Source organism: Rhodoflexus caldus (assembly GCF_021206925.1).
GTDB classification, from domain to species: Bacteria; Bacteroidota; Bacteroidia; order Cytophagales; family Thermoflexibacteraceae; genus Rhodoflexus; species Rhodoflexus caldus.
The window spans coordinates 291910-317412 of record NZ_JAJPRF010000003.1 but is presented as its reverse complement, the minus strand read 5'-3'; the positions used below and the strand labels follow the sequence as shown (position 1 = coordinate 317412).

General features: G+C 48.7%; 21 protein-coding genes and 1 tRNA gene. 12 read left to right on the top strand and 10 right to left on the bottom strand.

The window, feature by feature from the left end:
* Nucleotides 1–71: 71 nt before the first annotated feature.
* Together NDK19_RS05670 and NDK19_RS05665 are read left to right on the top strand one after the other, a co-directional pair.
* Nucleotides 72–2372 (top strand): TonB-dependent receptor, encoded by a 2301-nt coding sequence (locus tag NDK19_RS05670; protein WP_250630881.1) that lies wholly within the window; start codon nt 72–74, stop codon nt 2370–2372.
* Nucleotides 2373–2401: 29 nt separating this feature from the next.
* Entirely contained in the window at nt 2402–2965 is a 564-nt protein-coding gene (locus NDK19_RS05665; protein WP_250630880.1) for a hypothetical protein, read from the top strand.
* A 63-nt stretch (nt 2966–3028) separates the two neighbouring features.
* Here NDK19_RS05665 and NDK19_RS05660 read toward each other — a convergent pair whose 3' ends face one another.
* Together NDK19_RS05660 and miaE are read right to left on the bottom strand one after the other, a co-directional pair.
* A complete protein-coding gene (locus NDK19_RS05660; protein WP_250630879.1) occupies nt 3029–4291 on the bottom strand; it encodes a replication-associated recombination protein A in 1263 nt (420 codons plus the stop codon).
* Between the two features lie 111 nt (nt 4292–4402).
* On the bottom strand, nt 4403–4984 hold the full coding sequence (gene miaE, locus NDK19_RS05655) for a tRNA-(ms[2]io[6]A)-hydroxylase (protein ID WP_250630878.1): 582 nt from the start codon (nt 4982–4984) through the stop codon (nt 4403–4405).
* A gap of 134 nt (nt 4985–5118) precedes the next feature.
* On the opposite strand from miaE, the gene msrB reads away from it, so the two are divergent.
* Nucleotides 5119–5652, top strand: coding sequence for a peptide-methionine (R)-S-oxide reductase MsrB (gene msrB / locus NDK19_RS05650; protein ID WP_250630877.1), 534 nt, complete (start codon nt 5119–5121; stop codon nt 5650–5652).
* Nucleotides 5653–5752: 100 nt separating this feature from the next.
* On the opposite strand, the gene pdhA is transcribed toward msrB, so the two are convergent.
* Nucleotides 5753–6784, bottom strand: a complete 1032-nt coding sequence (gene pdhA, locus NDK19_RS05645) for a pyruvate dehydrogenase (acetyl-transferring) E1 component subunit alpha (protein WP_250630876.1) — start codon at nt 6782–6784, stop codon at nt 5753–5755.
* 435 nt (nt 6785–7219) lie between these two features.
* Here pdhA and NDK19_RS05640 point away from each other — a divergent pair, with 435 nt between their 5' ends.
* The 4 genes from NDK19_RS05640 to NDK19_RS05625 all read left to right on the top strand — a co-directional run bounded on the left by NDK19_RS05640 (nt 7220) and on the right by NDK19_RS05625 (nt 13738).
* The gene (locus NDK19_RS05640; protein WP_250630875.1) at nt 7220–8578 is read left to right on the top strand and encodes an MBL fold metallo-hydrolase; all 1359 of its coding nucleotides are present in this window, start codon (nt 7220–7222) and stop codon (nt 8576–8578) included.
* A 292-nt stretch (nt 8579–8870) separates the two neighbouring features.
* A complete protein-coding gene (locus tag NDK19_RS05635; RefSeq protein ID WP_250630874.1) occupies nt 8871–12056 on the top strand; it encodes a S41 family peptidase in 3186 nt (1061 codons plus the stop codon).
* Nucleotides 12057–12128: 72 nt separating this feature from the next.
* A complete protein-coding gene (locus NDK19_RS05630; protein ID WP_250630873.1) occupies nt 12129–13475 on the top strand; it encodes an ATP-binding protein in 1347 nt (448 codons plus the stop codon).
* Entirely contained in the window at nt 13412–13738 is a 327-nt protein-coding gene (locus tag NDK19_RS05625) for a PD-(D/E)XK nuclease domain-containing protein (RefSeq protein WP_317207160.1), read from the top strand. The genes NDK19_RS05630 and NDK19_RS05625 overlap by 64 nt, the downstream gene beginning before the upstream one ends.
* Here the strand turns inward: NDK19_RS05625 and NDK19_RS05620 are convergent.
* Complete coding sequence (locus NDK19_RS05620; protein ID WP_250630872.1) at nt 13735–14364, bottom strand: rhomboid family intramembrane serine protease; 630 nt, start codon at nt 14362–14364, stop codon at nt 13735–13737. The two genes, NDK19_RS05625 and NDK19_RS05620, sit on opposite strands and share 4 nt — an antisense overlap.
* A 9-nt stretch (nt 14365–14373) precedes the next feature.
* Nucleotides 14374–15354: a polyprenyl synthetase family protein gene (locus NDK19_RS05615; protein WP_250630871.1), complete on the bottom strand. Its 981-nt coding sequence runs from the start codon at nt 15352–15354 to the stop codon at nt 14374–14376.
* Nucleotides 15355–15452: 98 nt separating this feature from the next.
* Between NDK19_RS05615 and NDK19_RS05610 the strand changes: the two genes are divergently transcribed.
* Complete coding sequence (locus tag NDK19_RS05610; protein ID WP_250630870.1) at nt 15453–17414, top strand: peptidylprolyl isomerase; 1962 nt, start codon at nt 15453–15455, stop codon at nt 17412–17414.
* 14 nt (nt 17415–17428) lie between these two features.
* Here the strand turns inward: NDK19_RS05610 and NDK19_RS05605 are convergent, their stop codons facing one another.
* Both NDK19_RS05605 and NDK19_RS05600 read right to left on the bottom strand, forming a co-directional pair.
* Complete coding sequence (locus NDK19_RS05605) at nt 17429–18433, bottom strand: ligase-associated DNA damage response exonuclease (protein ID WP_250630869.1); 1005 nt, start codon at nt 18431–18433, stop codon at nt 17429–17431.
* 5 nt (nt 18434–18438) lie between these two features.
* Nucleotides 18439–18912, bottom strand: a complete 474-nt coding sequence (locus tag NDK19_RS05600; protein WP_250630868.1) for a LysM peptidoglycan-binding domain-containing protein — start codon at nt 18910–18912, stop codon at nt 18439–18441.
* 102 nt (nt 18913–19014) lie between these two features.
* Between NDK19_RS05600 and NDK19_RS05595 the strand changes: the two genes are divergently transcribed.
* Nucleotides 19015–20004, top strand: a complete 990-nt coding sequence (locus NDK19_RS05595; protein WP_250630867.1) for an aspartate-semialdehyde dehydrogenase — start codon at nt 19015–19017, stop codon at nt 20002–20004.
* Nucleotides 20005–20229: 225 nt separating this feature from the next.
* Here NDK19_RS05595 and NDK19_RS05590 read toward each other — a convergent pair.
* The 3 genes from NDK19_RS05590 to NDK19_RS05580 form a co-directional block, all read right to left on the bottom strand.
* Nucleotides 20230–20302 (bottom strand) — tRNA-Thr (locus NDK19_RS05590).
* A gap of 123 nt (nt 20303–20425) precedes the next feature.
* Nucleotides 20426–21388: a hypothetical protein gene (locus NDK19_RS05585; protein ID WP_250630866.1), complete on the bottom strand. Its 963-nt coding sequence runs from the start codon at nt 21386–21388 to the stop codon at nt 20426–20428.
* Between the two features lie 60 nt (nt 21389–21448).
* Nucleotides 21449–22651 carry a CHASE2 domain-containing protein gene (locus NDK19_RS05580; protein WP_250630865.1) on the bottom strand — a complete coding sequence of 401 codons (1203 nt, stop codon included), beginning with the start codon at nt 22649–22651 and terminating at the stop codon, nt 21449–21451.
* 362 nt (nt 22652–23013) lie between these two features.
* Here NDK19_RS05580 and NDK19_RS05575 point away from each other — a divergent pair, with 362 nt between their 5' ends.
* From NDK19_RS05575 to NDK19_RS05565, 3 genes are read left to right on the top strand one after another with little or no spacing between them, the layout of a single operon-like run.
* Nucleotides 23014–23682, top strand: a complete 669-nt coding sequence (locus NDK19_RS05575; RefSeq protein ID WP_250630864.1) for a hypothetical protein — start codon at nt 23014–23016, stop codon at nt 23680–23682.
* 57 nt (nt 23683–23739) lie between these two features.
* On the top strand, nt 23740–24504 hold the full coding sequence (locus NDK19_RS05570; protein WP_250630863.1) for an SDR family NAD(P)-dependent oxidoreductase: 765 nt from the start codon (nt 23740–23742) through the stop codon (nt 24502–24504).
* Nucleotides 24505–24519: 15 nt separating this feature from the next.
* The gene (locus NDK19_RS05565) at nt 24520–25485 is read left to right on the top strand and encodes a DUF3137 domain-containing protein (RefSeq protein WP_250630862.1); all 966 of its coding nucleotides are present in this window, start codon (nt 24520–24522) and stop codon (nt 25483–25485) included.
* Nucleotides 25486–25503: the final 18 nt, after the last annotated feature.

Below are 25503 nucleotides of genomic sequence, written 5' to 3'. Positions count from 1 at the left end.
CCCGATATTTTTAATTGCTATTTGCAATTGAGTTGCATTTATTTATTTTTGCAACTCAATTGCAAAAATAGATGCGCTTACTGTTCTCCCTGCTACTTACACAAATACTTGTCCTACATGTGCAGGCGCAGCAGTCGCCTTGCAGCGGGCGTATTGCAGGCAGGGTAATCAACGGCTACACGCAACAACCCGTAGCGGGCGCATCGGTGCAACGGATGAACGACGGCGGCAAAGCCCTGACAACCGATGCCGACGGAACGTTTGCCTTTAACGGGTGTGAGCGATTCGTACAAATCATTATCAGCAAGGAAGGTTTCAAAGATGCCGTTTATACGCTGCCCGCAGGTGAGGAAAAAGTGCTGCCGCTGATTCCCGAAACGCTGGAACTTGCAACGCTTACCGTAACAGACGAAAAAATCGGCATCGGGAAGGCTACAGCAACGCTTGCCACGGTTTCCGATGAAGCACTTGCACGCACGCAGGGCAAAGGACTTGCCGAAGCCCTTGGCGACATCAGCGGGGTGCAGGTGTTGCGCAACGGCGCAACCATCGCCAAGCCCGTTATTCAGGGTTTGCACGGCAATCGCATCCTGATTTTGAACAACGGCATCCGACAGGAAGGGCAGCAATGGGGCTTAGACCATGCCCCCGAAATAGACCCGTTCACGGCATCGCAACTGACCGTAGTAAAAGGTGCGGCAGCCGTACAATACGGCGCCGAAGCGATGGGCGGCGTGGTGCTGGTCAATCCGCCGAAGTTGCCTGTGCAGGCAGGCATCCGCAGCGAATGGCACTTGCAAGGGGCAAGCAACGGCAGGCAGGGCATTGCCTCGGGGCAAGTGAGCGGCTACCATGGCGGCATCGGTTGGCGGGCGCAACTGACGGGCAAACGCAGCGGCAATGTGCACACACCCGATTATTTTCTTGCCAACACGGGCGCAAGCGAAATCAACTTTTCGCTGGCAGCAGGCTACCAAAAAGAACGCTACGGCGCGGAAGTATTTTTCAGCCGTTTCAATACCGACTTGGGTATTTTCAGAGGTGCGCACATCGGCAACCTAACCGATTTGCAATTTGCCATGAGCAGCCCGCGGCCCGTCGTCAGTGCCGATTTCAGCTATCAAATCAGCAACCCGCGGCAGGCAGTTGCACATAATTTACTGAAAATCAACGGATATCTTAAACAAACGCAAGGCGAATGGCAGTGGCAATACGGCTTTCAGCACAACCGACGGCAAGAGTTTGACATCCGCCGCGGCGGTCGCGACAACATCCCCGCCCTCGACCTGAATTTGTTCACGCATACTTTGGACGCGGTTTATGAATCAGGCAAAGGCACTGCCTTGCATCGGAAATTCGGTTTCAACGGACTTTTGCAAAGCAACCTGAACACGCCCGGCACGGGCATCCGCCCCTTAGTGCCGAACTATTGGGTAACGGCGGCAGGTGCTTTTGCCATTTGGAAATACTCGGCAGCCCGTTGGGATGCCGAAGCAGGCATTCGCTACGACCTGCGCCACATGGAAGTGCGCCGATTTGACCGCAATAACGTTTTGCAGCGCACCGAAAGGCTGTTCAACAACGTTTCGGCAACCATTGGCGCGGCTTATTACATCAACGAAAAACTAACCTTGCGCTCGCAATTAGCCTCTGCATGGCGACCGCCCGCGCCCAACGAACTTTACAGCGAAGGACTGCACCACGGCGCGGCAGCCTTAGAGTTTGGCAGCGACAGCCTCAAATCGGAACAATCGTGGAAATGGACAAACGGCATAAGCCTAAAAACCGACAACATCAGTCTGGAAATCAGCGGCTTTGCCCAATACATCGGCAACTACATCTACCTTGCCCCGCAAGCCGAAACGCGGCTGACCATTCGCGGCGCATTTCCCGTTTTTTATTTTGAACAAACCGACGCACAACTTGCGGGTGCGGATTTTACCCTGCGCTGGCAGCCTTCCGCCGCGTGGGAAACCTTGCTGAAAGGCACGATGGTGCGCGCCCGCGACCTGACCAATGGCGCATTTCTGCCGTGGATTCCGCCCGACCAAGCCTCGGCAACCCTGCGGCGCAACCTTGCGATGCCTTCGGAAAGCTGCTGGAAGGGCGCTTACGCCGCGCTTAGCTGCCTTTTAACGGCGCAACAACGGCGCACGGAAACGGAACGCGACTTTGCCCCGCCACCCAAAGGTTATACGCTGCTCAACTTTGACGGCGGCATCCGCTACGAACACGGCAGGCAGGCGTTGCACATCGGTTTTTCGGTGCATAACCTCGCCAACCTTGCCTACCGCGACTATATGAACCGATTCCGCTATTTCGCCGACGAACAGGGACGAAATTTTCAACTCTACCTGAAATACAGTTTGTAAATTTTATTCACTTAAAACCCATTTTAACCATGTTCAATTTGCGTACAGGCTTGTATGCCTTGCTGTTTACTGTTGTTGTTTTGAGCGGTTGCAATCGCAAAGACCCTGAACCCGAAAATGAAAAAGAGTCCATCAACCGCATGGAAGTGGTGTTTACGCCCGTTACGGGCGGGGCTTCGGTTACTTTCCTGTTCAGCGACCCCGACGGTGACGGCGGCAATCCGCCTACCATTACCGCGCCGCCGCTTCGCGCCCGCACTGCCTACAACGTAACGCTGACGCTTGCCAAAGACGAAGGCAACAAACGCGAAGACAAAACGGCGGAAATCCGCACCGAAGCCGATGAGCATCAGTTCTTTTTCATCATCACCCCCCCTACGCTGATGACGCATCGCTATGACGACGCGGATAAGAACAATCGCCCGCTGGGTTTGCGCAATGTGATGGAAACACAGGCGGCAGGCAGCGGCTCGCTTCGCATTGTACTGCGCCACGACCTGAACAAGGCATTTGCAGGCTTGAACAGCAGCAACTTCCAACAAGCAGGCGGCGAAACGGATATTGACGTAACTTTCCCCGTTACGGTGCAGTAATCTTCCGTCGTTCCATAGCAAATGATTTACAAACCGTTTGCTATGGAAAACATATTCAATCCATCATTTATTTTTCCAACGCTTTTTCTGGCGTTTTGCCATTTCCTGCTCGCGTTCGTTGTCGGCGGGCTGATAGAATACCTGCTCTTTTAACTCATAGGGCAGGTATTGCTGTTCGGTGAAGTTTTCGGGGTAGTCGTGCGGATAGAGGTAGTCTGCGCCGTAGCCCAATTTTTTCATCAATTGCGTAGGAGCATTGCGCAAATGCAGCGGCACGGGCAAATCGCCGAATTTTTCAACGGCTTCCTGTGCTTTGCGGATGGCTTTATAGGCGCTGTTGCTCTTCGGCGAACATGCCAGATAAATGGTTGTTTGCGACAGAATCAAGTCCGATTCGGGCATCCCTACGGCAGAAACTGCCTGAAAGCAGGTGTTGGCAAGCAACAGCGCATTGGGGTTGGCATTGCCGATGTCTTCCGAAGCCAAAATGAGCAAACGGCGGGCGATAAACTGCGGGTCTTCGCCGCCGGCAAGCATACGGGCAAGCCAATAAAGCGCCGCGTCGGGGTCGCTGCCGCGTATGGATTTGATGAAAGCCGAAATAATATCGTAGTGCTGTTCGCCGCTTTTGTCGTAGCGGGCGGTGCGCTGTCGGGCAACTTCCACAACGGCACGGTCGGTAATCGTAATTTCGTCCGCATCGGCATCGGCGCTATTGACGGTCATTTCCAACAGGTTTAGCATTTTGCGGGCATCGCCGCCGCTTAGCGAAATCAGCGCATCGGTCTGGGCAAGCCTGATGTTGATTTTTTTATCGGCACTTTCGCGGGCGACGGCTCGTTGCAGCAAATTGAGCAAATCCGCTTCGCTCAAAGGCTTTAAAACAAACACCTGACAGCGGGAAAGTAAAGCGGCATTGACCTCAAACGACGGGTTTTCGGTCGTAGCACCGATGAGCGTCAGCGTGCCGTTTTCCACCGCACCTAACAAGGCATCCTGCTGTGCTTTGTTGAAGCGATGAATTTCGTCGATGAACAAAATCGCTTTTGGCTGAAATTTTGCTTTGTCAATAATGTCTCTGATTTCTTTAACACCTGAACTGATTGCGCTCAGGGTAAAGAACGGGAAACGCAGGGTTTGCGCCAACAGCAGCGCCAGCGTTGTTTTTCCCGACCCGGGCGGTCCCCATAAAATACACGAAGGAATGTTTTTGTTGCGAATCATCTTGCTGAAAATGCCGTCTTTGCCCGTTAAGTGGGCTTGTCCGACGTATTCTTCCAGACTCTTGGGGCGCATTCTTTCTGCCAGCGGCACGGTTCGTTCCATGATTGGGCGGCTTGGGGTCAGTGGTGCGAATGTAAAAGTTTGGGCAAAGAAAATTGCCCTTCCGGTTGTTTTGCTGGCGCTTTTTTTCCTGTATGCGTTTAGTGCGCTGGCTTAGTGCATCTTCCCTTCTCGCACGCCCAAGGTTTCAATAATTTCGGCCTCAGCTTTGAGGAATTCCTGCCAGCGGGCATCTACCACAGGGCGCGGCATGATTTCGCGGGCAAGTTCAATAAAATTGACATAATGCCCTGCTTCGGAAGCCATGAGTTCGTAGTAGAACCGGGAAAGTTCTTCGTCGGCGATGTTTTGCCACAGCATCTTAAATCGCTCGCAACTGCGGGCTTCAATCAATGCACAAATGAGCAACTTATCCACCAACCGCTGTTCGCGCGAACCGCCTTTGGTGATGAGTTGGTTTAGGGCAACTACGTATTCATCTTTGCGCTGTTTGCCCAATTTAAAGCCGCGCTTCCTGATTTGTGCCAGCACCTGCTCAAAATGTTGCCATTCTTCGGTTACAACAGGCGTAAGCGTTTCCACAATTTTCTCATAATCAGGGTATTCCACAATCAGGGAAATGCAGGTAGAGGCAGCCTTTTGCTCGCAATAGGCGTGGTCGGTCAGAATGTCTTCCAGCGTTTTCTCGGCGATGTCAGCCCAGCGCGGGTCGGTTGGCAGTTTGAGGTGCAACATATGAGTGATTTGGGATTTATGGGGCAAATTTCGTTAGAATTGGCTATATTCAGGCCTATATTAATGGATGTTAAAGCCACCTCTCTTACAAACAAAAGCCGACGCGCAAACGTTTTCATCAAGAAAAACGGCACATGAAATATTGGATTATTGCATCTCTGGCATTGCTTTTTGCCAACTGCACAAACGGACAAAATATGGACATGACCTCAAAAAAGCTCAAAGCAGATGAAAAGGCTTTGGCAAACGTAGAAAAAGTAGTCAAAACAGAGGAAGAGTGGCGCAAGTCGCTCACGCCTGAGCAGTATTACATCTTGCGGGAAAAAGGCACAGAACGTCCTTTTTCTGGCAAATTTTACCTGCACAAAGAAAAGGGCATCTACACCTGCGCAGCTTGTGGCTACGAACTGTTCAGTTCTGACCAAAAGTTTGATTCGGGCTGTGGATGGCCAAGTTTTTTTGATGAAATAGGCAAGGGCAGAATCAAGTACAGAACCGATACTTCGCACGGCATGGTGCGCACCGAAATTATGTGCGCCCGCTGCGATGGCCACCTCGGGCACGTTTTTGACGACGGCCCTAACCCGACAGGGCTGCGTTATTGCGTAAATTCGGTTTCCATTGATTTCAAAAAGGCAGATAATACCAAAAGCAAGCAAGAGGAATAGTCGCCGACAAGCAGCAAAACGGTTGTCGGCATGAAGTCTTGATAATAAATAAAGCCTTCGGTAAGTGCGAAGGCTTTATTGTTTTCTGTGGTATAATTGATTAGTCCATGATAAACGGATAGTCCGGCTGCAAATATATATCGGTAAAAGCCTCCGAAGGGTCAGGGAAGGGCGACTCCTCGGCAAACTGAACCGAATCTTCCACAATAGCTTTTACACGGGCATCAATAGCTGCCAAATCCTCTTCGGTTGCCAGCCCTTTTCTCAAAATGGTAGCGCGCACTTGCTCTACCGGGTCTAACTTTTTGTACTCTTCTACCTCTTCTTTGGTGCGATATTTCTGCGGGTCAGACATAGAGTGGCCGCGGTAGCGATAGGTGCGGAATTCCAACAGCGTGGGACCTTCGCCGGCGCGGGCGCGTTCTGCCGCTTTTGCTACTGCATGATGCACGGCTTCTACGTCCATGCCGTCTACGGGCATAGAGGGCATTTCGTAAGCCTCACCCAAGATGTACAAATCGGTAACGTTAGAAGTGCGCTGTACGGAAGTACCCATAGCATAGCCGTTGTTTTCAATCACAAAAATGACGGGCAGTTTCCAAGTCATCGCCATGTTCAGGGCTTCGTGGAATGCACCCTGACGCACGGCACCATCGCCCATGTAGCAAATGCAAACGTTACCTGTTTTGTTGTACTTTTCGGCAAAGGCAATGCCTGCCCCCATAGGCACTTGCGCACCTACAATGCCGTGCCCACCGATGAAATTCACGTTTTTATCAAACATGTGCATAGAGCCGCCCTTGCCTTTGGAACAGCCCGTTGCCTTGCCGTAGAGTTCTGCCATGACGGCTCGGGCACTTGTACCTAATCCCAGCGGGTGGGCATGGTCGCGGTAAGCCGTAATCCATTTGTCGTTTTTGGTCAGGGCGGTAATAGCGCCGGCTGCACAGGCCTCCTGACCGATATATAAGTGGCAAAAGCCTCTGATTTTTTGTTGTCCGTAGAGTTGCCCTGCCTTTTCTTCAAACTTCCGCATCAGATACATGCTTTCGTACCAGTACATATACGTATCCTTAGTGAAGTTTCCTTCGGCATCAACCACGTTGGTAGGTGGGGTCAAAACAAGTTCCATATTCATTAATCGTAAGTTTCCCGTTGAAAATCAGGCAGTCATCAAAAGCCCGACACTACGGGCAAAAATAGGTAAAAACGCATGAACTTAAATAGCCCGTAAATTATTCCCGATGATGCGGATACGGATTTTTCGCGGATTTCGTAAATTAATGCTCGGTTTTTTGCCGTGTGTTGCGTTGAAAAGTCTGATATCGGGATATGAGAATGAGCTATCGCACCGATAGAAAACCCGCTTCGGTTGGTTTGATGCCAATGTATTTGCCCACCGTTCAACGCGCAGGGAGTATGCCAATCGCGGCTCAGCAGCAAGCGTAAATCGGCAGAAAAACATATGAAAAAAAATATATATGAACATATGTTGTTTTATTAAAAAATACTTTCTACCTTTGCATCATCAAAAAAACGAAAACCACACACAATCACTTTTAAAGTTATGAAAATAGAACAGTTTGAAGACAAAGGACTTGCGCACTATGCGTATGCCATTTTGAGCGAATCGGACAAAGCAGTAGTATTGATTGACCCGGCTCGCAATCCTCAACCTTACTATGATTTTGCCGCAGCTCACGGGGCTAAAATTGTGGGCGTTATTGAAACCCACCCACACGCCGACTTTGTAAGTTCTCACTTGGAAATTGCACAGCAAACAGGTGCGAAGGTGTATGCAAGCAAACTGTTAGGTGCTGAATATGAGCATGTTGCATTTGACGAAGGCGCAACCATTACCTTAGGCGACTTCACGCTGCGTTCTATGAACACCCCCGGTCACTCGCCTGACAGCATCAGCATCGTGTTGAGCGTGAACGGCAAAGACCATGCAGTATTCACCGGCGACACATTGTTTATCGGCGACGTAGGCCGCCCCGACCTGCGCGAAAACGTAGGCAACCTGACTGCTCAGCGCGAACAATTAGCCCGTCAAATGTATCACAGCACTCGCGAAAAACTGATGAAGTTAGATGATGACGTGCTGGTATACCCTGCACACGGCGCGGGTTCACTTTGCGGTAAGGCTTTGAGCGGTGCTAATTCCAGCACCATCGGCGCCGAAAAAATGAGCAACTACGCCCTGCGTCCGATGAGCGAAGACGAATTTGTGAAAGAACTGATTGCCGACCAGCCGTTTATTCCTAAATATTTCGGCTTTGACGTAAACATGAACAAAAAAGGCGCTCCTGCTTACAGCACTAACATCAGCAAAGTGCCTCGCTTGAAGCCTGTTCGCAGCGCAGCCGATGCGGAGCAATTAGACCGCAGCGTACTGATTATTGACGCACGTCCGCAGGTAGATTTCCGTAAAGGACATTTGCGCAACTCAATCAACCTGATGAACGGCGGCAAGTTTGAAACATGGTTGGGTAGCATCGTTAATCCGGAAGAGCCGTACTATTTGGTGGCAGCCGATGAAGCAACACTCAACGAACTGATTGCCAAAGCTGCTAAAATCGGTTATGAAGAAGCTATCAAAGGTGCGTTCGTATTGGAAGGATACTCTGAACTGACTTCGCCTGAAATTGATGTGGAAGCATTCCGCAAGCATCCTTCAGACTATGCGATTGTGGATATCCGCAACTGGTCAGAAATCAATACGAAGAAAATTTTTGACGGCAGCCTTGCAGTGCCTCTGCCCGAACTTCGCGAGCGTATCGCTGAAATTCCTAAGAATAAGCCCGTTGTAGTACACTGTGCAGGTGGCTATCGTTCAGCGGCAGGTGCAAGTATCATTTCTAACCTGCTGGCAAAAGAAGGCGTTACGGTTTATGACCTGAGCGAAGCGATTAACACGTTTTAGTTGATAGTTGATTGATAGGTTGAAAAAACGGCCTGCCTGTAATGGGTAGGCTGTTTTTTTATTATATGTGCGTCCCTCCTCATGTATACAAAAGTGCAAGTGATTTGCGAAAAATGCTTTGTTTAAATTGCTGAGGAACAAGCACTTAAACCTGAAAGGTCTTAGAAACCTTTCAGGTGTGTGTATAAAAACCGCCTGCCCATACTGATTGCAAAGCAACGGAGAATAGCGATATTGCGGCATCAACCTGTCTTTACATTTTTATTGTATCCCAATATTTATTCCCAATTACATGAGAATACTTGCTACCCTTTTGCTGTGCCTGTCCGGCTGGGCTGTGCAGGCGCAAAGTTGGATGCGCTATCCTTCGGTTTCGCCCGATGGCAGCCGCATTGCATTTACCTACAAAGGCAATCTGTATGTAGTACCGTCGTCAGGCGGGCAGGCGATGCCGCTCACTTTCCACGAAGCACATGACTACATGCCCGTGTGGTCGCCCGATGGTTCGCAAATTGCCTTTGCTTCCGACCGTTTCGGCAACTTTGACGTTTTCCTGATGCCTGCACAAGGCGGTGAAGCCAAAAGGCTGACGGCTCATTCGGCCAATGAGTTGCCTTACTGCTTTACTCCCGACGGCAAACAAGTTGTCTTTGGGGCAGCGCGGATGGATGCAGCTACTAACCGTCAGTTTCCTTCACGCGTGCTGACCGAACTCTACAGCGTACCTGCAACAGGCGGTAAAATAACCCAACTGCTCACCACACCTGCCGAAGATGTGCGCATTGTAGGCAGTCGTTTATTTTACCACGACAAAAAAGGTGGCGAAGACCAATGGCGCAAACATCACACATCCAGCATCACCCGCGATATTTGGGTGTATGATATGGCAGCGGGCACTCACACCAAACTGACTACATTCAAAGGTGAAGACCGCAACCCTGTGCCTGTGGGCAATGAATTGTATTATTTGAGCGAAGAAAGCGGCACCTTCAACGTACACCGCATGAGTCTGGCCGCGCCGGGTGCTAACACTAAGGTTACGCAGTTTAGCAAACACCCTGTGCGCTTCCTGAGCGCCGCCAACGATGGCACGCTGTGCTTTGGTTTCAACGGTGAAATTTATACCCTGAAACCGGGCGGCAACCCTCAGAAAGTCAATATCAGCATCATTACCGAAGCAACTGCCAATACGGAGCACACCTTGAGCATTACCGACGGTGCGCGTGAATTTGCCGTTTCGCCTTCGGGCAAGGAGATTGCTTTTGTGGTGCGCGGCGAAGTATTCGTAACGTCCGTAGATGGGGGTATCACTAAGCGCATTACCAATACTCCCACGCAGGAGCGCAGCATCAGTTTCAGTCCCGACGGGCGCAGCATCCTCTATGCCGCCGAGCGCGATGGCTCATGGAAAATTTACCAGAGCAGCATTGCCCGCAAAGAAGAGAGCTATTTTTTCCATGCCACACTGATTAAAGAGGAAGCCATTATCGCTACCGATAAAGAAACCTTCCAGCCTGCCTATTCACCCGACGGCAAAGAAATTGCTTATTTGGAAGAACGCACCACGCTGAAAGTGTACAACACGGCCACCAAAGCAAGCCGCGTAGTATTGCCTTCGTCGTACACCTATTCCCACACCGATGGCGACCAGTATTTCCAATGGTCGCCCGATGGCAAGTGGCTGTTAGTTAATTTCCTGAATCCGGGCTATTGGATTCGCGAAGTAGGGCTGGTAAGTGCCGACGGCAAAGGCGCTGTTATCAACCTGACCCAAAGCGGCTATGACGACAGCCGTCCTAAGTGGGTAAACGGCGGCAAAATGATGCTGTGGTTTTCTAACCGCGACGGTTTGCGCAGCTATGCTACCAGCGGCACACAGGAAGCCGATGTGTACGGCATGTTTTTTACACAAGAGGCATACGACCGCTTCCGTTTGAGCAAAGAAGAATTTGCCCTGCTCAAAGAAAAGGAGGAGAAGGACAAAAAAGACAGCAAAGAAACAGCGGCCACTGCCCCACTCCGCTTTGACTGGGACGGCTTACAGGAACGCAAAGCCAAACTCACGATTCACTCTTCCCGCCTGTCGGATGCGGTGCTTTCCAAAGACGGCGAAAAACTGTACTACATCACCCGCTTTGAAAAAGGCTATGACCTTTGGAGTACTAACCTGCGCACCCGTGAAACCAAAATGGTGCTGAAATTGGATGCCAACAACGGCGGACAGTTGCAGTGGGACAAAGAACAGAAAAACCTGTTCCTGCTCTCTGACGGCAAGTTGGCAAAAATTGACCCTGAAGCAGGCAAGCGCGAAGGCATTTCGTTCAATGGTGAAATGAATCTGAATCTGACTGCCGAGCGCCAATACCTGTTTGAGCACCTGCACCGCCAAGTGAAGAAAAAATTCTACAAATCGGATTTACACGGTGCAGATTGGGAATCGTTGGGCAAGGATTATGCCGCCTATCTGCCGCACATCAGCAATAATTATGAACTGAGCGAAATGTTCAGCGAGTTACTTGGCGAACTGAACGCCTCTCACACAGGCGCACGCTATGGCGGTGCCGTTATGACCAATGCCGATGCAACAGCCTCTCTGGGGGCTTTTTATGACCAAAGCTACAACGGCAACGGTTTGAAAATTGTTGAAATCATGGAAAAAAGCCCGCTCATCAGTGCAGGCAGTAAAATAAAAGTCGGCCATATCATTGAACAGATAGACGGTGTGGCAATTACGCCGCAGATGGACTATGCACAACTGCTCAACCGCAAAGCAGGCAAATACACCCTGCTTTCCATGCTTGACCCTGCCACCAACACCCGCTATGAGGAAACCGTTAAGCCCATTTCCATGAATGATGAGAACGAACTGCTCTATCGCCGCTGGGTAACCAATAACCGCAATGAGGTAGAGAAATTATCGGGCGGAAAAATCGGCTATGTGCATGTGCGCGGCATGAATGACCCAAGCTATCGCACCGTATATGAAGAAGTACTGGGCAGACTGGCTACGAAACAGGCGGTTGTTATTGATACGCGCTTCAACGGCGGTGGCGACTTAGTAAGCGACCTTGCTACTTTCCTCAGCGGACGCAAGTTTATGGACTATGCCACCGAAGAACGCAGCATTGGTCTGGAGCCTTCCAGCCGCTGGACAAAGCCGAGCGTAGTACTGGCAGGAGAGAGCAATTACTCCGATGCGCACTGCTTCCCCTTTGCCTACAAAGAATTAGGCATCGGAAAGTTGATAGGTATGCCGGTGCCGGGCACTTGTACTTTTGTCTGGTGGGAAAACATGCAAGACCCTACCATTACGTTTGGTATCCCCAACCTTGGCGTAGCTGACCCCAGAGGCAACTGGTTAGAAAATACGCAACTATATCCCGACATTGAAATTGCCAATGAATACGGAACAGTTGCCCAAGGCCGTGACCAGCAATTGGAAAAAGCAGTGGAAACCTTGCTGAAAGAGTTGAAGTAAGCAGATTCTAACCTTAGGCACTAACAGTTCTTCAGGAACATTAGTGCCTGAAATATTAAGAATGCCTGTCCCATGGAAACATTACGTTTGGGGCAGGCATTTTTTATCTTTACGGAAAACAAAGCGCATATGCATCACCTGCCACGACTTTCTACGGGCGAGCAGTCTTTTGAGGAGCTGAGAAAAAAGAATTGCATTTATGTAGATAAAACACCTTTCATTGAGCGCCTGCTGTTTATTGAACAGCAGAAATTCATCTTTTTTCCCCGCCCGCGCCGTTTTGGTAAGTCGCTGCTTGTCAGCACTTTGAAAGAATTGTTTTCAGGCAGGCAAGACCTCTTTACAGGGCTTTACATTGAAGACAAAATTGAGTGGGAGAAGCACCCCGTCATTCATTTGGACTTCAGCCAAATGCAATTCCGAACACAAGGGCTTGAACAGGCAATCAGCAACCGCTTAGACGAAATAGCCGCTGCGTATGATGTACAATTCAAGCAAGCCGGCATAGACAGTAAATTTAATGACCTGATGCAAAAACTGCACGAAAAGACAGGCAAGCAGGTCGTGATTTTGATAGACGAATACGACAAGCCGATTACCGATGTGCTGGAAGTGGGCGAAAACAAAAAAGCATACGAACATCGGGAAATCTTGCGCACTTTTTACAGCGTAGTAAAAGGCAATTCCGCACATATCCGTTTGTTCTTTCTGACGGGCATCGCGCGTTTCTCCAAAGTTTCGCTTTTTTCAGATTTGAATAATCTGACGGATTTGTCCAAAAACAAATACTACCACAATTTTTTAGGCTATACGCAAGAAGAATTGCTGCAATATTTTCCGGAACACCTGAATTTCATTGCCCAAGAAAAAAACATCAGCCTTGAAGAATTGCTTGTGCAGGTTAAAGAATGGTACAACGGATTTTCATGGAACGGTAGAGATACTCTCTACAACCCTTACTCCATCCTGAGTTTTTTAACGGCAGGCGAATTTCAGAACTTCTGGTTTGAAAGCGGCACGCCAAAGTTTTTGATTGAATTGTTGAAAAAAGAGGAAGTCTATGACCTTTCGGGGATTGAGGTAAGTGCCTTAGAGGCCGAAAATCTGGATATTCAGCATGTGAACTTCGTGCCTTTATTTTTTCAGACCGGCTACCTGACTGTAAGCAAAATAGATGAGTTTGGCGACTATATACTGGACTATCCCAACAAAGAGGTGCGCGAATCCATGTTTAGGCACATTTTATCGGGATTCTCGGAAAACCCGAGGAGCATGTCTGTACCAACAAGTCTGCTTCGTGCCTTAAAAACCAATAGTTTGGATACAATACCGGACATCTTCAATACACTGTTTGCATCATCCCTTACCAAGTATTTGACCGGCATCAGGAAAAATATTTTCATGCCATTTTCTTTTTAACCTTCAAACTCTGCGGGTATCACATCACTTCGGAAGTATCTACCTCAACGGGGCGCATTGATGCGCTGTTGCAGATAGATAACAAGGTTTACATTTTTGAATTCAAACTCAACGAATCGGCAGATGTTGCCATGCAGCAAATCCACGAGCACGGTTATTACAAGCAGTTTTTAGGACAGGGCAAAGAGGTGTACCTAATAGGCATCAGTTTTTCGGGGGCAACCAAAAGCATTGCCGAGATGAAGACCGAAAAGCTGAGCTAAAACATACTCCAATGTATAACCGCATCAAAGAAATGCACAATAGCCGAAGGGCGAATCAGTACGGCCAATAAAAAGCCATAAAGTGCGCCATAGAAATGCGCTGAGTGGTTCACACTGTCGGAGCCCTGACGGTCGTAGAAGTAGGAATATGCCAGATAGATACCTCCCCAGATAAATCCGGGCAAGCATAAAAATGCATACAGGCATACTTCTTCGGTAGGATTGTAGAAAATAGCGGCAAAAATGATAGCCGAAACACCGCCGGAAGCACCCAGCGAATTGTAGTAGGGGCTGTCTTTGTATTTCAAATACGTCGGTATATCGGCAACAACGATGCCGCCGATGTACAACAACAGAAAATAGAAATAGCCCAATTCCTGCCCGTGTATAATCACAAAATAGCGCTCAATCCACCGACCGAAAAAGTAGAAGGTGAACATATTGAACAGCAAATGCACCCATCCCTGATGAATCAGCCCCGAACTGATAAACCGATACCATTCACCTTTGCGGTTTACGCGGTAAGGATTAAGCATCAGGCGCTCCTGCAAATCGGGGCGGGTAAAAACGTAGATACTTACCACACATGTAATCAACAGCAAAATGGTCGTCAGGGAAAGCTGCATGGTTGCCGATTATTTTTCGCGTTCAATAACAGATTGAGCAAAAGCACGGAGCGTTTCAAAGCGTTCAGGTGCTAAGTTTGCAGCAGCCAATGCGGCAAAACCCTTGTCAAAATAGCTGTTCATGGCTTCCTCTGCCTGTTGGCGTATATGCAGTTGGTCATAAATTTCTTTTACCGCATCTACTTTGTTTTGAGGGTCAAAATCGTCAACGCTCAGCCAATAGTCTAATTCGCGGGTTTGCATGGGGTTGGCGAGTTCCAATGCCCGAATCAACAGGAAAGTTTTCTTGTTGGCAATGATATCGCCGCCTACCTGCTTGCCGAACTTATCGGGTTCGCCGTACACATCCAGAATATCATCTTTCAATTGGAAGCCTATGCCAAGTTGGAGGCCAAATTCGTAAAGATTAGCAACTGTTGCAGGAGATGCCCCGCCAAGCAGCGCGCCCATCTCGAGGCTAAAACCCAGAAGAACAGCTGTTTTGAGGCGAATCATGGTTATATACTCCTCCATTTCCACCCGTTTGCGTTGTTCAAAGTTCATATCCATTTGCTGGCCTTCGCATACTTCTACTGCGGTTTTGCCAAATCGGTGCAGGATTGTCGGCAAAAGAGCAGGAGGTGTATGTTCCAGCAGGTGGTCATAGGTTTTCACCAGCATTGCATCACCGGAAAGAAGCGCGATGTTGTCGTTCCACTTTTCGTGTACCGTAGGCTGACCGCGTCGCAGAGGCGCTTTGTCCATGATATCATCGTGCAACAACGTAAAACTATGGAACATTTCAACCGCAATGGCAGCCTGCACCTCTTTTTGCCAGTCATTGGCAACAGCATATTTGCCTAACAGCATCAGCATGGGGCGCATCCGCTTGCCACCCAGCGACATGATATAGCGAATCGGGGCATATAACTCTGCCGGATTTTCGCCCGGATTGAATTGTTGTATCGCTTTTTCAATAGCAGCCTGAGCGGTTAAAAAGTCAAATTCCATACGTTCATTAATTGGGGGACAAAAGCAAATATAAACTGCAAAAGCCTAAATCGGCAGTTTTTTGATAACTTAGTGCAGTTCCTTAGCCCGTTTTGCCTATGCGCTCCTTACTGCTTTTCGCTGTTTTTTGCCTTTTTCTGTCTGTTATCGGTTGTGGTACAGGGGCTGTGCAGCAACAGGCCGCCAATCGCTTGGCTGCCGATGATACCCTGTGGCTGATTACCGATTTACAAGACCACCGCGCAACCGATTCGCTCGTCGCGCTCCATCAGCATCCTTCGGCAACTTACCGCGAGGCGGTGGCATTGGCACTGGCTTCGGTGCAAGATACGGCAGCACTTTCCGCACTCTATCGGCTGTTGAACGATACCGAACCCCGCGTCAGAAAAATGGCAGCGTATGCTATCGGGCAAACAGGCAGCACACAATCTGCCGCTCATCTGATTTTTGCCATTCAGAAAGACAAAGCGGCGGAGGTTACGGCAGCGGCGGCGGAAGCATTGGGCAAATGTGCAGATTCGGCAGCCTTGCAAGTATTGGCAGCCCTGCGCTACGACGCACCCGAACAGGCACCGCAGCGCTACGGGCAGATGACGGGGCTTTATCGTGCGCTTACGTGGAAACGCCTGCGCCTTCCGGCGGGAGACAGCAAAGCACTGAGTTTTCTTGCGGCAAATTATCCCGATTCGCTGCGCGTGATGGCTGCCAACTATTTTGCCCGCAACCCCGACAAAGCCTACGACCCCATCACTCGCGAGCTTTTATCAGCCCTTAGCGACAATCATCCGCACGTGCGGCTGAACATCGCACTGGCACTTGGCAACTCAGCTTTGGCAGAAGTACAACAAAAATTACTGGAAATCATCCAAAAGGATGCAGCCTATGAAGTACGGGTGGCGGCACTCCGTGCCATCGGTTCGCAGAAAAATCCTGCTTCGTTAGAACCCATACAAGAAATTATCGGACGGTCGCTGTGCAGCACGCAACCCAATATTGCCGTTACAGCCGCCGAAGCAGTGCGCAACAAAGCCGACAAAGTCAATATCAAATACTTTTACAGCATCATAGACAGCGTGCGCAACCCGCGTGCAAGGGCTTTGGTCATGGGAACAGTGATGAAATTTCACCCCAGCGGCGGACAGTCGTTTGTAGAAGACCTGCTCAAAAAAAGCACAGACCCTTATGAGCAGGGATTTTTACTCAAAGCACTGGCAGAAGATACCAAAAACAATCAACTGCTGGCAAAATATCTTTCGGCAGACAGCAACCACCCTTTTGTGCGCACATCAGCGCTGGAAGGACTGCTGCAAATACAAAGCCGTGCCGATTTTGCCACGCTGCCCGACAAAGATTTTGTAAGGCAGCAAATTACGGCAGCGCTTGGCAGCAAAGATGCAGCACTGATTGCCCTTGCGGCGGGTGCTATTGCAAACCCTGCCAACGGCTACGCACAATATCTCAAAGGCGATACTACCCTGCTATATCAGGCAAAGCAAGGTTTGCCACTGCCCCGCGATATAGAAACGCTGATTGAGATAGAAAAAGCTATTGCCCACATTACAGGCCGCCCTGCTCCCAAAGCACCCCAATTAGGCTGGAATCATCCGATTGACCGAAAAACCCTTGCAAGCATTAAACAAGGACAAGAGGTGCTCATTAAAACCACACAAGGCGATATCGTATTCCGATTGCTGCCCGAACAAGCCCCCGGCTCGGTGGTGAGTTTTATAAAATTAGTGCAACAAGGCTACTACAACGGCAAAACGTTCCATCGGGTAGTGCCCGATTTTGTCGTGCAGGGAGGCTGCCCCCGCGGCGATGGCTACGGCGGCATGGATTATACGCTGCGCTCAGAATTTGCACCGCTGCACTACCATGCCGGAGCAGTCGGGCTGGCATCTGCCGGAAAAGACACCGAAAGTTGCCAGTGGTTCATTTCCCATATTCCCACACCCCACTTAGACGGGCGCTATACCATTTTTGCCGAAGTAAAATCGGGTATGGAAACCGTACACAAACTGGGCGTTGGGGATAAGATGCTGGAAGTAGTTTTGCAATAGGCTGCAACAAGGGTTTATTCTGCCTCTGCCGTCATTTGTTCCCCTTCAAACAGGGTTTCCACAGCTTGCGCATCCATTCCTTCTTCGCGCAGGTATCTGCTGAAAATGTGTGTGTAGCCGTGCGTAACCAATACCCGCTCGGCTCCGGTGGCTTCTATTGCACTGAGCAGCTCGTCCCAGTCGGCATGGTCAGAAAGCACAAAACCGCGGTCTATGGCTTCGCGGCGCTTATTGCCGCGCAGTTGCATCCATCCGGAGGCTACCGCCGTGGTGTAAGGCTGAAAACGACGCATCCATGGCGTATGAATAGCCGAAGGCGGCGCAATGACAATACTGCCTTCAAAATCCTTCTTGTTGCCGACAGTTTCCACGCGCTGCCATGGCGGCAGTTTAAGCCCTGCACTTTCCAGCACCTCATTCGTGTTGGCAATCGCCCCATGTGCATATATGCGCCCGATAGAAGCATCCAGCCCGTGCATCAGTCGCTGTGCCTTGCCAAGAGCGTAACCGCAAAGCACGCTTACGCGACCTTCGCTGCGGTTTTGCTGCCACCACCGATTGATGGCTTCGTAAACTTCCTGCTGCGGTTTCCACTTAAACACAGGCAGGCCGAAAGTAGATTCGGTAATAAAGGTGTGGCAGCGCACAGGCTCAAATGCGCCACTAATGCCGTCATCGCGGGTTTTGTAATCGCCTGAAACTACCCAAACCTCTCCGCGATATGCCACCCGAATCTGCGCAGAGCCTATGATATGCCCTGCCGGATGGAAAGATACTTCCACCCCGTTTTTGGTCAGTTTTTGGCCAAATTCAACGGTTGTCAGCGAAATATCCTGCCCCAGCCGCAGGCGCAATACTGCTTCGGAGCGTTTGTGTGCCAAATAAAAACTGCTGCCCCATCGGGCATGGTCGGAGTGCGCATGTGTAATTAATGCCGTTCTTACGGGTTTCCACGGGTCTATGTAGAAATCCCCTTGCGGGCAGTAGATGCCATTCGGCGAAAACTCGAGCAGCGGCATACCTGCTAAGGTCTTGGAATAAGAATAACGCGCCCTTCCCTGAATTCTCTGGCCGGATTGGTTATGTTGTTGGCTTTCAGCAACGCCTGTTCGCTGATGCCATAGCGAATAGCAACCTTGCCTGCTACTTCGCCGGCTTTAATCTGATGGCGGGCGCGGATACGCACTTTTAACTTTTGCCCCTCCCGAATCCGGTCGGAAGTAAGACCATTGACCAACATAATGGAGTCCATTGAAAAATGGAACAGTTCGGCAATCTGACTAAGTGCCTGCCCCGCCGGCACTTTATACTCCCCGTAAAGCGTATCAACAAAAACAATCACAGAGTCCGTTACTGTCGGAGAAAGCAGCGAATCTGCCTGTTTTTTCTTCCGCATCCACGGCGGGGTTGTTCGCGACATAATATCTATGGTAAAATAAACCAGCACACCCATAAAAACAGCCGACATTAGCAACAATATTTTTTTGCGATTATCCATAAGAGTACCCTGTTAGCAGCAGTGTAAAGTTACGGCTAAGTTACGGGTTTTCACAAGGGTATAGTAACTTGCGCACGTAGTAATAAAAAAATCGTAAAACGAATGAAAGTTGCAGTAGTAGGCGCAACCGGACTGGTTGGCGGCGAAATTCTAAAAGTATTGGCAGAGCGCCAATTCCCGGTAGATGAGCTCATCCCGGTAGCTTCCGAAAAATCCGTAGGTTCCGAAGTTACTTTTAAGGGTAAGGCATATACCGTTCGCAGCATGGACGATGCCATTGCCATGCGCCCTCAAATTGCCATCTTTTCGGCAGGCGGCGGCACTTCGTTGCAACATGCCCCCCGATTTGCCGAAGCAGGCATCACCGTGATTGATAATTCCTCTGCTTGGCGTATGGATCCTTCCAAAAAGCTCATTGTGCCTGAGATTAACGCCCATACGCTTACCAAAGACGATAAGATTATTGCTAACCCCAACTGCTCTACCATTCAAATGGTAGTAGTGCTCAACCCGCTGCACAAGCGCTACGGTGTAAAGCGCGTAGTAGTGAGCACCTACCAGTCCGTTACAGGCACCGGCAAGAAAGCCGTTGACCAATTGATGAACGAGCGCGCCGGCATAGACGGCCCCAAAGCCTATCCGCATCCGATAGATTTAAATATTCTGCCTCATATTGATGTATTTCTGGATAACGGCTACACCAAAGAGGAGATGAAAATGGTCAATGAAACCAAAAAAATTATGGGCGATGACAGCATCCGCGTAACGGCTACTACCGTGCGCGTACCTACCATCGGCGGCCACTCCGAATCGGTCAATGTTGAGTTTGCCAATGATTTTGATTTGGAAGAAGTACGACAAATCCTCAGCCATGCACCGGGTGTAGTCGTAATGGATGACCCCAAAAACAATGTTTATCCAATGCCGATTATTTCGCACGGCAAAGACGACACCTTCGTAGGTCGGATACGCCGCGATGAAAGCCAGCCCAATACGCTGAATATGTGGATTGTAGCTGATAATTTACGCAAAGGAGCAGCAACAAATGCCGTGCAAATCGCTGAATATTTGCTGGCGCATCACTTAGTATAGATATACGCAAACCTGACAGGCCTTGTAGGCTTGTCAGGTTTAAATACTTGTTTTTCAATAATTTACACAAAACATTTTTTGCAGAATCTTGCGCGCTTCCGTATAAGCGCATGAAAAATAAAACCCTGACCGAATATCATGCCGTCAGGGTTTATTTTGGTTGTTGAGGCGAATAAAACAAAAAACCTGCTTAGAATTATTTCTAAACAGGTTTCGTTGATTAAGAGCCCCCGGAGGGATTCGAACCCCCGACCTACTGATTACAAGTCAGTTGCTCTACCAGCTGAGCTACAAAGGCTTAATCGTGATGCAAAAGTAGTATGCCGCAAAATATCATGCAATACCTTCCTTGAAATTTTTTTAAAAAAATAAGGTGCACCTTTTGCGGGGATGCACCTTGTTATTGATTTTCAAATAGTTGCTATTTATTCAAATTTGCCGTATTAATGGCCTGAAAGGCATTGCGCACCAAAAATGCCGTGTAGAGTTCCTGATACTGCGGTGCATTGCCGGATATTTTAATGGCAGTTTCATATGCAGCGACTGCATCCGCAATCAATCCTTTTTCTTCAAAGAAATTAGCTTCGGCCAATTTACCGATGGCGGAGGTATTGCCAAACTCTTTGCGTATGTCTGCCAGTTCTTTGGAAAGTTCCGTCAAGGCAGTGCCTTCGGGTTTAATCAGTATGCTACCGTCTATCTGCTCGGGCGCAATTTTCAACTTGCCTGAAGCCGCATCTATCGGCAATACTTTTACAATGAAGTGAGGCTGACCGACCAGTTGCTCCGCTGTCAAGTTCACTAACAGTTGCCGCTCTTTGGTTTGGCTGCTGAAAAGAACTTGGTCGCTCAAATCGGAAATTTGCACCTGATAGGCGGTAGCTGGGTCATCGGCTTTGGCATCAGACCATTTAAGCAGTAGTTGTTCTCCTATAATCATTGAGTTAAGCGGCAACCATACTTTTACCGATGACACGCTTAAATCGCGCTCTACCGAACCGGTCTTATTCATGTGCTGAAATCGGTTGCGTGCGGCAGCTACTGATTGTTCATCCTGCGTAAGCTCATTCACTACAAACTTGGCATACTTACTTGTCATGGAAGTATTCTGCCCGATTTTGCTGCTCAGGTCTTTTGCCTTGTACGAACCGGCGGCAACTTCTATGGCTTTACCCGAATGATGCGCCAGACTTAAATAAGCACCTTCCGAAACTTTAATGGTCTGGTTATCGGAAATTTTTGCACCTACTTTAACAGTCTGCCCGTCTATGGTATTATTGCCCTTGCTGGCCAATACTTTAAACGCATAATCCTGCGCAAACACACTGCATGTGCAAAAGAAGAATAAAAAGAAACCTGCCTTAATGCTACTTCGATAGTTCATATGTATCTGAAAGTTGTGCTGTAAAAATTTAACGGAATTAGTGCGGGAAAGTTGAGGATATCATTCAGCTTTTTTAGCAGCAAAAATATTTCCAATCAATGCGTTGTAGATTTCGAAGATGTCGCCGGAAAGCAGCACTACCGCAATGGTAGCCGTAAAATCCAGTTTGAGGCTGTAATTGATGAACACCAACAATAAGATATAAACCAACAGAACAACTTCCAGCAACTGAATGAGCTTGGAAACAATATCGTACCACAGCCCCCAGAAAGAGTGTTCGTTAATGGCAGCAAAAGCAGCAACATTAAGCAAACAAAGGGCTACGGCCAGCACATAGGCCAACCATTCGGGGGCTTCGTCAATGTAGTTTTCGTGTAGAATCATAGATACGATGTTGGCATGGGCTACCCCTCCGTACATATCGGGAGGGTTGCGACCGATTTGCTTGCTGTTCAAGGGCGTGTAATATTTATCGGCATCCCATGTTGTATTGGTATATTCACCGCCCATGTAGCACATAATCACGATTTTATCTTTCAGCAAATCGGGAGTAAAATTTTCTTCAAAAACATCGCTTACGTCCAGTGCATGAAACTTATCGGGAACATTGCCCCGATAATTGATAATCTCATATTCGTTGCGGCGATTGATGAACTTTTGCGCCTTTGCCGAATCGTACAGCATTGCTATTTGTGTCGCAAAGCTGTATTCGGTAGTGCCGTCGGCTATTTTCTCGGCGGCAGTGGTCTCGCGCCACGATTCAAACTGGCTGTCGCCCTCTGTCAGCGCATTGGTATAACCCGTGTGTGCATGGCGTGCAAATCGGGGGAGTACTTTCCGAAGCGTATCCCATACAACCGTGCCATCTTCTTGCCGTCGGCCGCCTTCTACTTTGCTCCAAAGCACCAAATTTTTTGTTTGTGCAAATACAGCCTCCAACAAAGAATCAACAGGTTCTTCTTTTGCTTTGGTAAATTCTACGTCTATCCCTACAACCCGTGGCTGATAGCGGTTAATAATGGAAAGTTCCTCGGCAATGCCCTCGCGGCTCAGATTGCCGATATTTACTACAACTATGGTTGTATCGGCCTCCGGAGGGTTTCTCAGGTCGGAAAAGGCGAGGTCTGTAACGCTGTAATCGTTGAGCACTTCCTCAAATACGTTCAAAAAGTCCAAACTGACGGCAATTTGTTGCAGCAGCCATATCACAAGGAAGATAAATACCGTACCTCCGATATTGAACCAGTTGAAAATCTTTCGCATAGCCGTAGTAGCTAATAGTGAACAGCAGGTAGTTGAATAGGGTTACAAGATACGCCGTTCCGCTGCGGATTGAAAGCTCATCAAGGAAAAGTGCAAAAAATTATACGAACCATATAAGAAACAAACCCTTAACAACGTAGGGACGAAAAAAATTTGTCTAAATCGGCATTTTCACACAATAATTAGCCACCCATTTCTGTTTTTAAGCGTAGAATAGAGCAGATACTCAACTGCCGTTCTCAAATTTGTTCCCTGCCTGATAATCACCGTTATAAGTTTGGTAATAAATTTGAGTCTGATTAGTTTAGCTCGATTTGTAACACTTGCCCCAAACGATTGCATTTTAAACTTTTGAATTTGTGATGAACCTGTACAAAAAGTTGCTGTTGCTCTCTCTGTTGCTTCTTTTGGCAGCAATTGGCAGCGTTTATGCACAACCTCAGGTTGATTTTACCAAAGATGACCCTTACAAAAAGCCTGATTTATGGAAAAAAATCAAGGCTAACCCTAACGACTCGTCCCTTTGGGTAAAATATACAGGGAAAACATGGAAGGCCATGACCCCTAAGGAGAAAGAGAATATTGCACGCATTCGGCAAGAACTCTATATTCAATCGATTGCCGAACAGGAATCTATTATTGGTGAGTTGGATAATACGGCCGCCCAACCAACGGCCAGCGCCAAAGGTGAGGCACTTTTTGTCGGTTACGCCTCTCCGAAAAGTCTTGCCAAAGCAAAGACCGTCAGCGAGTCGGACATGAAGCAACTGGCGCAATTAGAAGCCATGATAATGCAGGAACGCAACGATATCGCGGAACTCAAACGAAACGTATTTGAAAATTTTGTTTTGATAGAAGATGCCCTCAAAGACGAGTTTGCCAACTTTGGTGTTGAATACCAATATTACAGCGACATACATCCGGACGGGAAGTACAACGAAATACGCTGGATAGAGGAGCAAGAACTTCGCCTCAAACAACTCAAACTCAAAAAAATTGCCGAACTGAAAAAGAAAATCAGAGGGCAATAGCTTATAATTGTCCATTCCGTTCTATCTTTCATTTCCATAAAAAAACAGGACACGGACATGGACCGAATGAAAAATAAAACCATCCTTATTACAGGTGCGGCGCGCGGCATAGGTTTGGCAACTGCCGAACTTCTTCTGGCAGAAGGCGCGCAGGTAGCTCTCACCGATATTAATGCCGACAACCTCAGAGATGCCATGCACCGCCTCGGCACCGATAACGCACTTTACGCCAAAGCCAACGTTACCCAAAAAGATGAGATTCAAGCAATTGCCGATGAAGTGCTGGAAACTTTCGGCAAAATAGACGGCGTTTTCTGTAACGCGGGTATTGGCGGCCATTCATACAATTTCTGGGAGTATCCGGCGCAAGATTTTGCTTCGGTAATAGACATCAACCTTATGGGCGTACTTTACACCATGCAGGTTGCCATGCCGGCACTCATGAAACAAGGCGGCAGCATCGTCATTACTTCTTCGGTAGCCGGTTTGGCAGGTATGCCCAAAGGCGCAGCCTATTCGGCAAGCAAGCACGCTGTTATCGGGCTTGCCAAATCAGCGGCCATAGAGGCAGCCCGCTATGGTGTGCGCGTGAACACCATCCACCCCGGCCCGATTGAAACCGATATGGTGCGTATGCTGGAACAGGCACTCAGCCCCAAAGATGCAGCCAAAGGAAAAGAACGGCTGGAACATGCGATTCCCATGCGCCGCTACGGAACGGCAGAAGAAGTTGCTCGCTTAGCCATGTTTTTGCTTAGTGATGACAGCCGCTACATCACAGGAACAGAGCACCGCATTGACGGCGGTATGAGAGCTGTTTAAATTTTCAGGATTACTTTGATTCCTTCCCAAGAAGACATTCTAAGCCGCGCCGGTACGATTGTGCCTTTGCTCGAACCGTTGGAGGAAAGGCGCAAGCGTGCTTTTGCGTTCATCAAATACACGCTCATTTTTTTGGTGGTATTTCTGGCGACGCACTTGTCCGTTATCATCATTTTTAAACAACCATTTTATTACATCGTGATTTCCTCTGCACTGGCAGCAATAGTTGCCTCGCAGATGTACAACAGACTTTTTACCGACAAAGCGCTGGCACTGGAATTAAAAGACCAACTCTTTAAATCGCTTGTACCCGTAATGCTGCCGCTGCCGCCCATGTTCGAACCTGCGCGGCATGTCGCTTTTAAGTATTTTCAGGACAGTAAGTTGTTTTTACATTTTCCTTCCAGTTTTGGTGGTGCCAATGCCGTTAAAGGCGGCACGCTTGAATCCACCTTCCTGTACTCGGAAATAGAGGCCTACGTAGGTGATGCCGTCGGGGAGATAGCCGTGTTTGACGGTATGTTCTATGTTTTCAGCGCTTTTGGCGACTACAACCCGCCGATTGTGATAGTACCCAACCGCCTGCAAAAAAAATTAGGGCTGATTGGCAAACAAATCAGACGGCACAGCATGTTCAGAGGTACTGCCGCCAAGTTGTTCGATGAAGCATTTGAAAATGAATTTTCCGTTTATTGTGAAAACACCCGCTATGCCCAGCAAACCATCACGGAAGATTTACGGGAACAACTCTTAGACTTTCAGGCAGCGACAGGGGCAGACATTTACATGTCATTTATCGGGCGAAAAATTTACATAGGTCTGCACAATTGCCCGCCTGTTCGGTTTTCCATGCGCAAGCCCTGCACCGACCTGTCTTACATTGACGAAATGGCGATGAAGTTTACTTTCCCTGTCAGGTTAGTGAGTGCCATCAATCAAAAACTGATTCCGCCCAAAGCACCGCCCAGTTGGGATATTTGAGTTATTTCATTGAAAAGT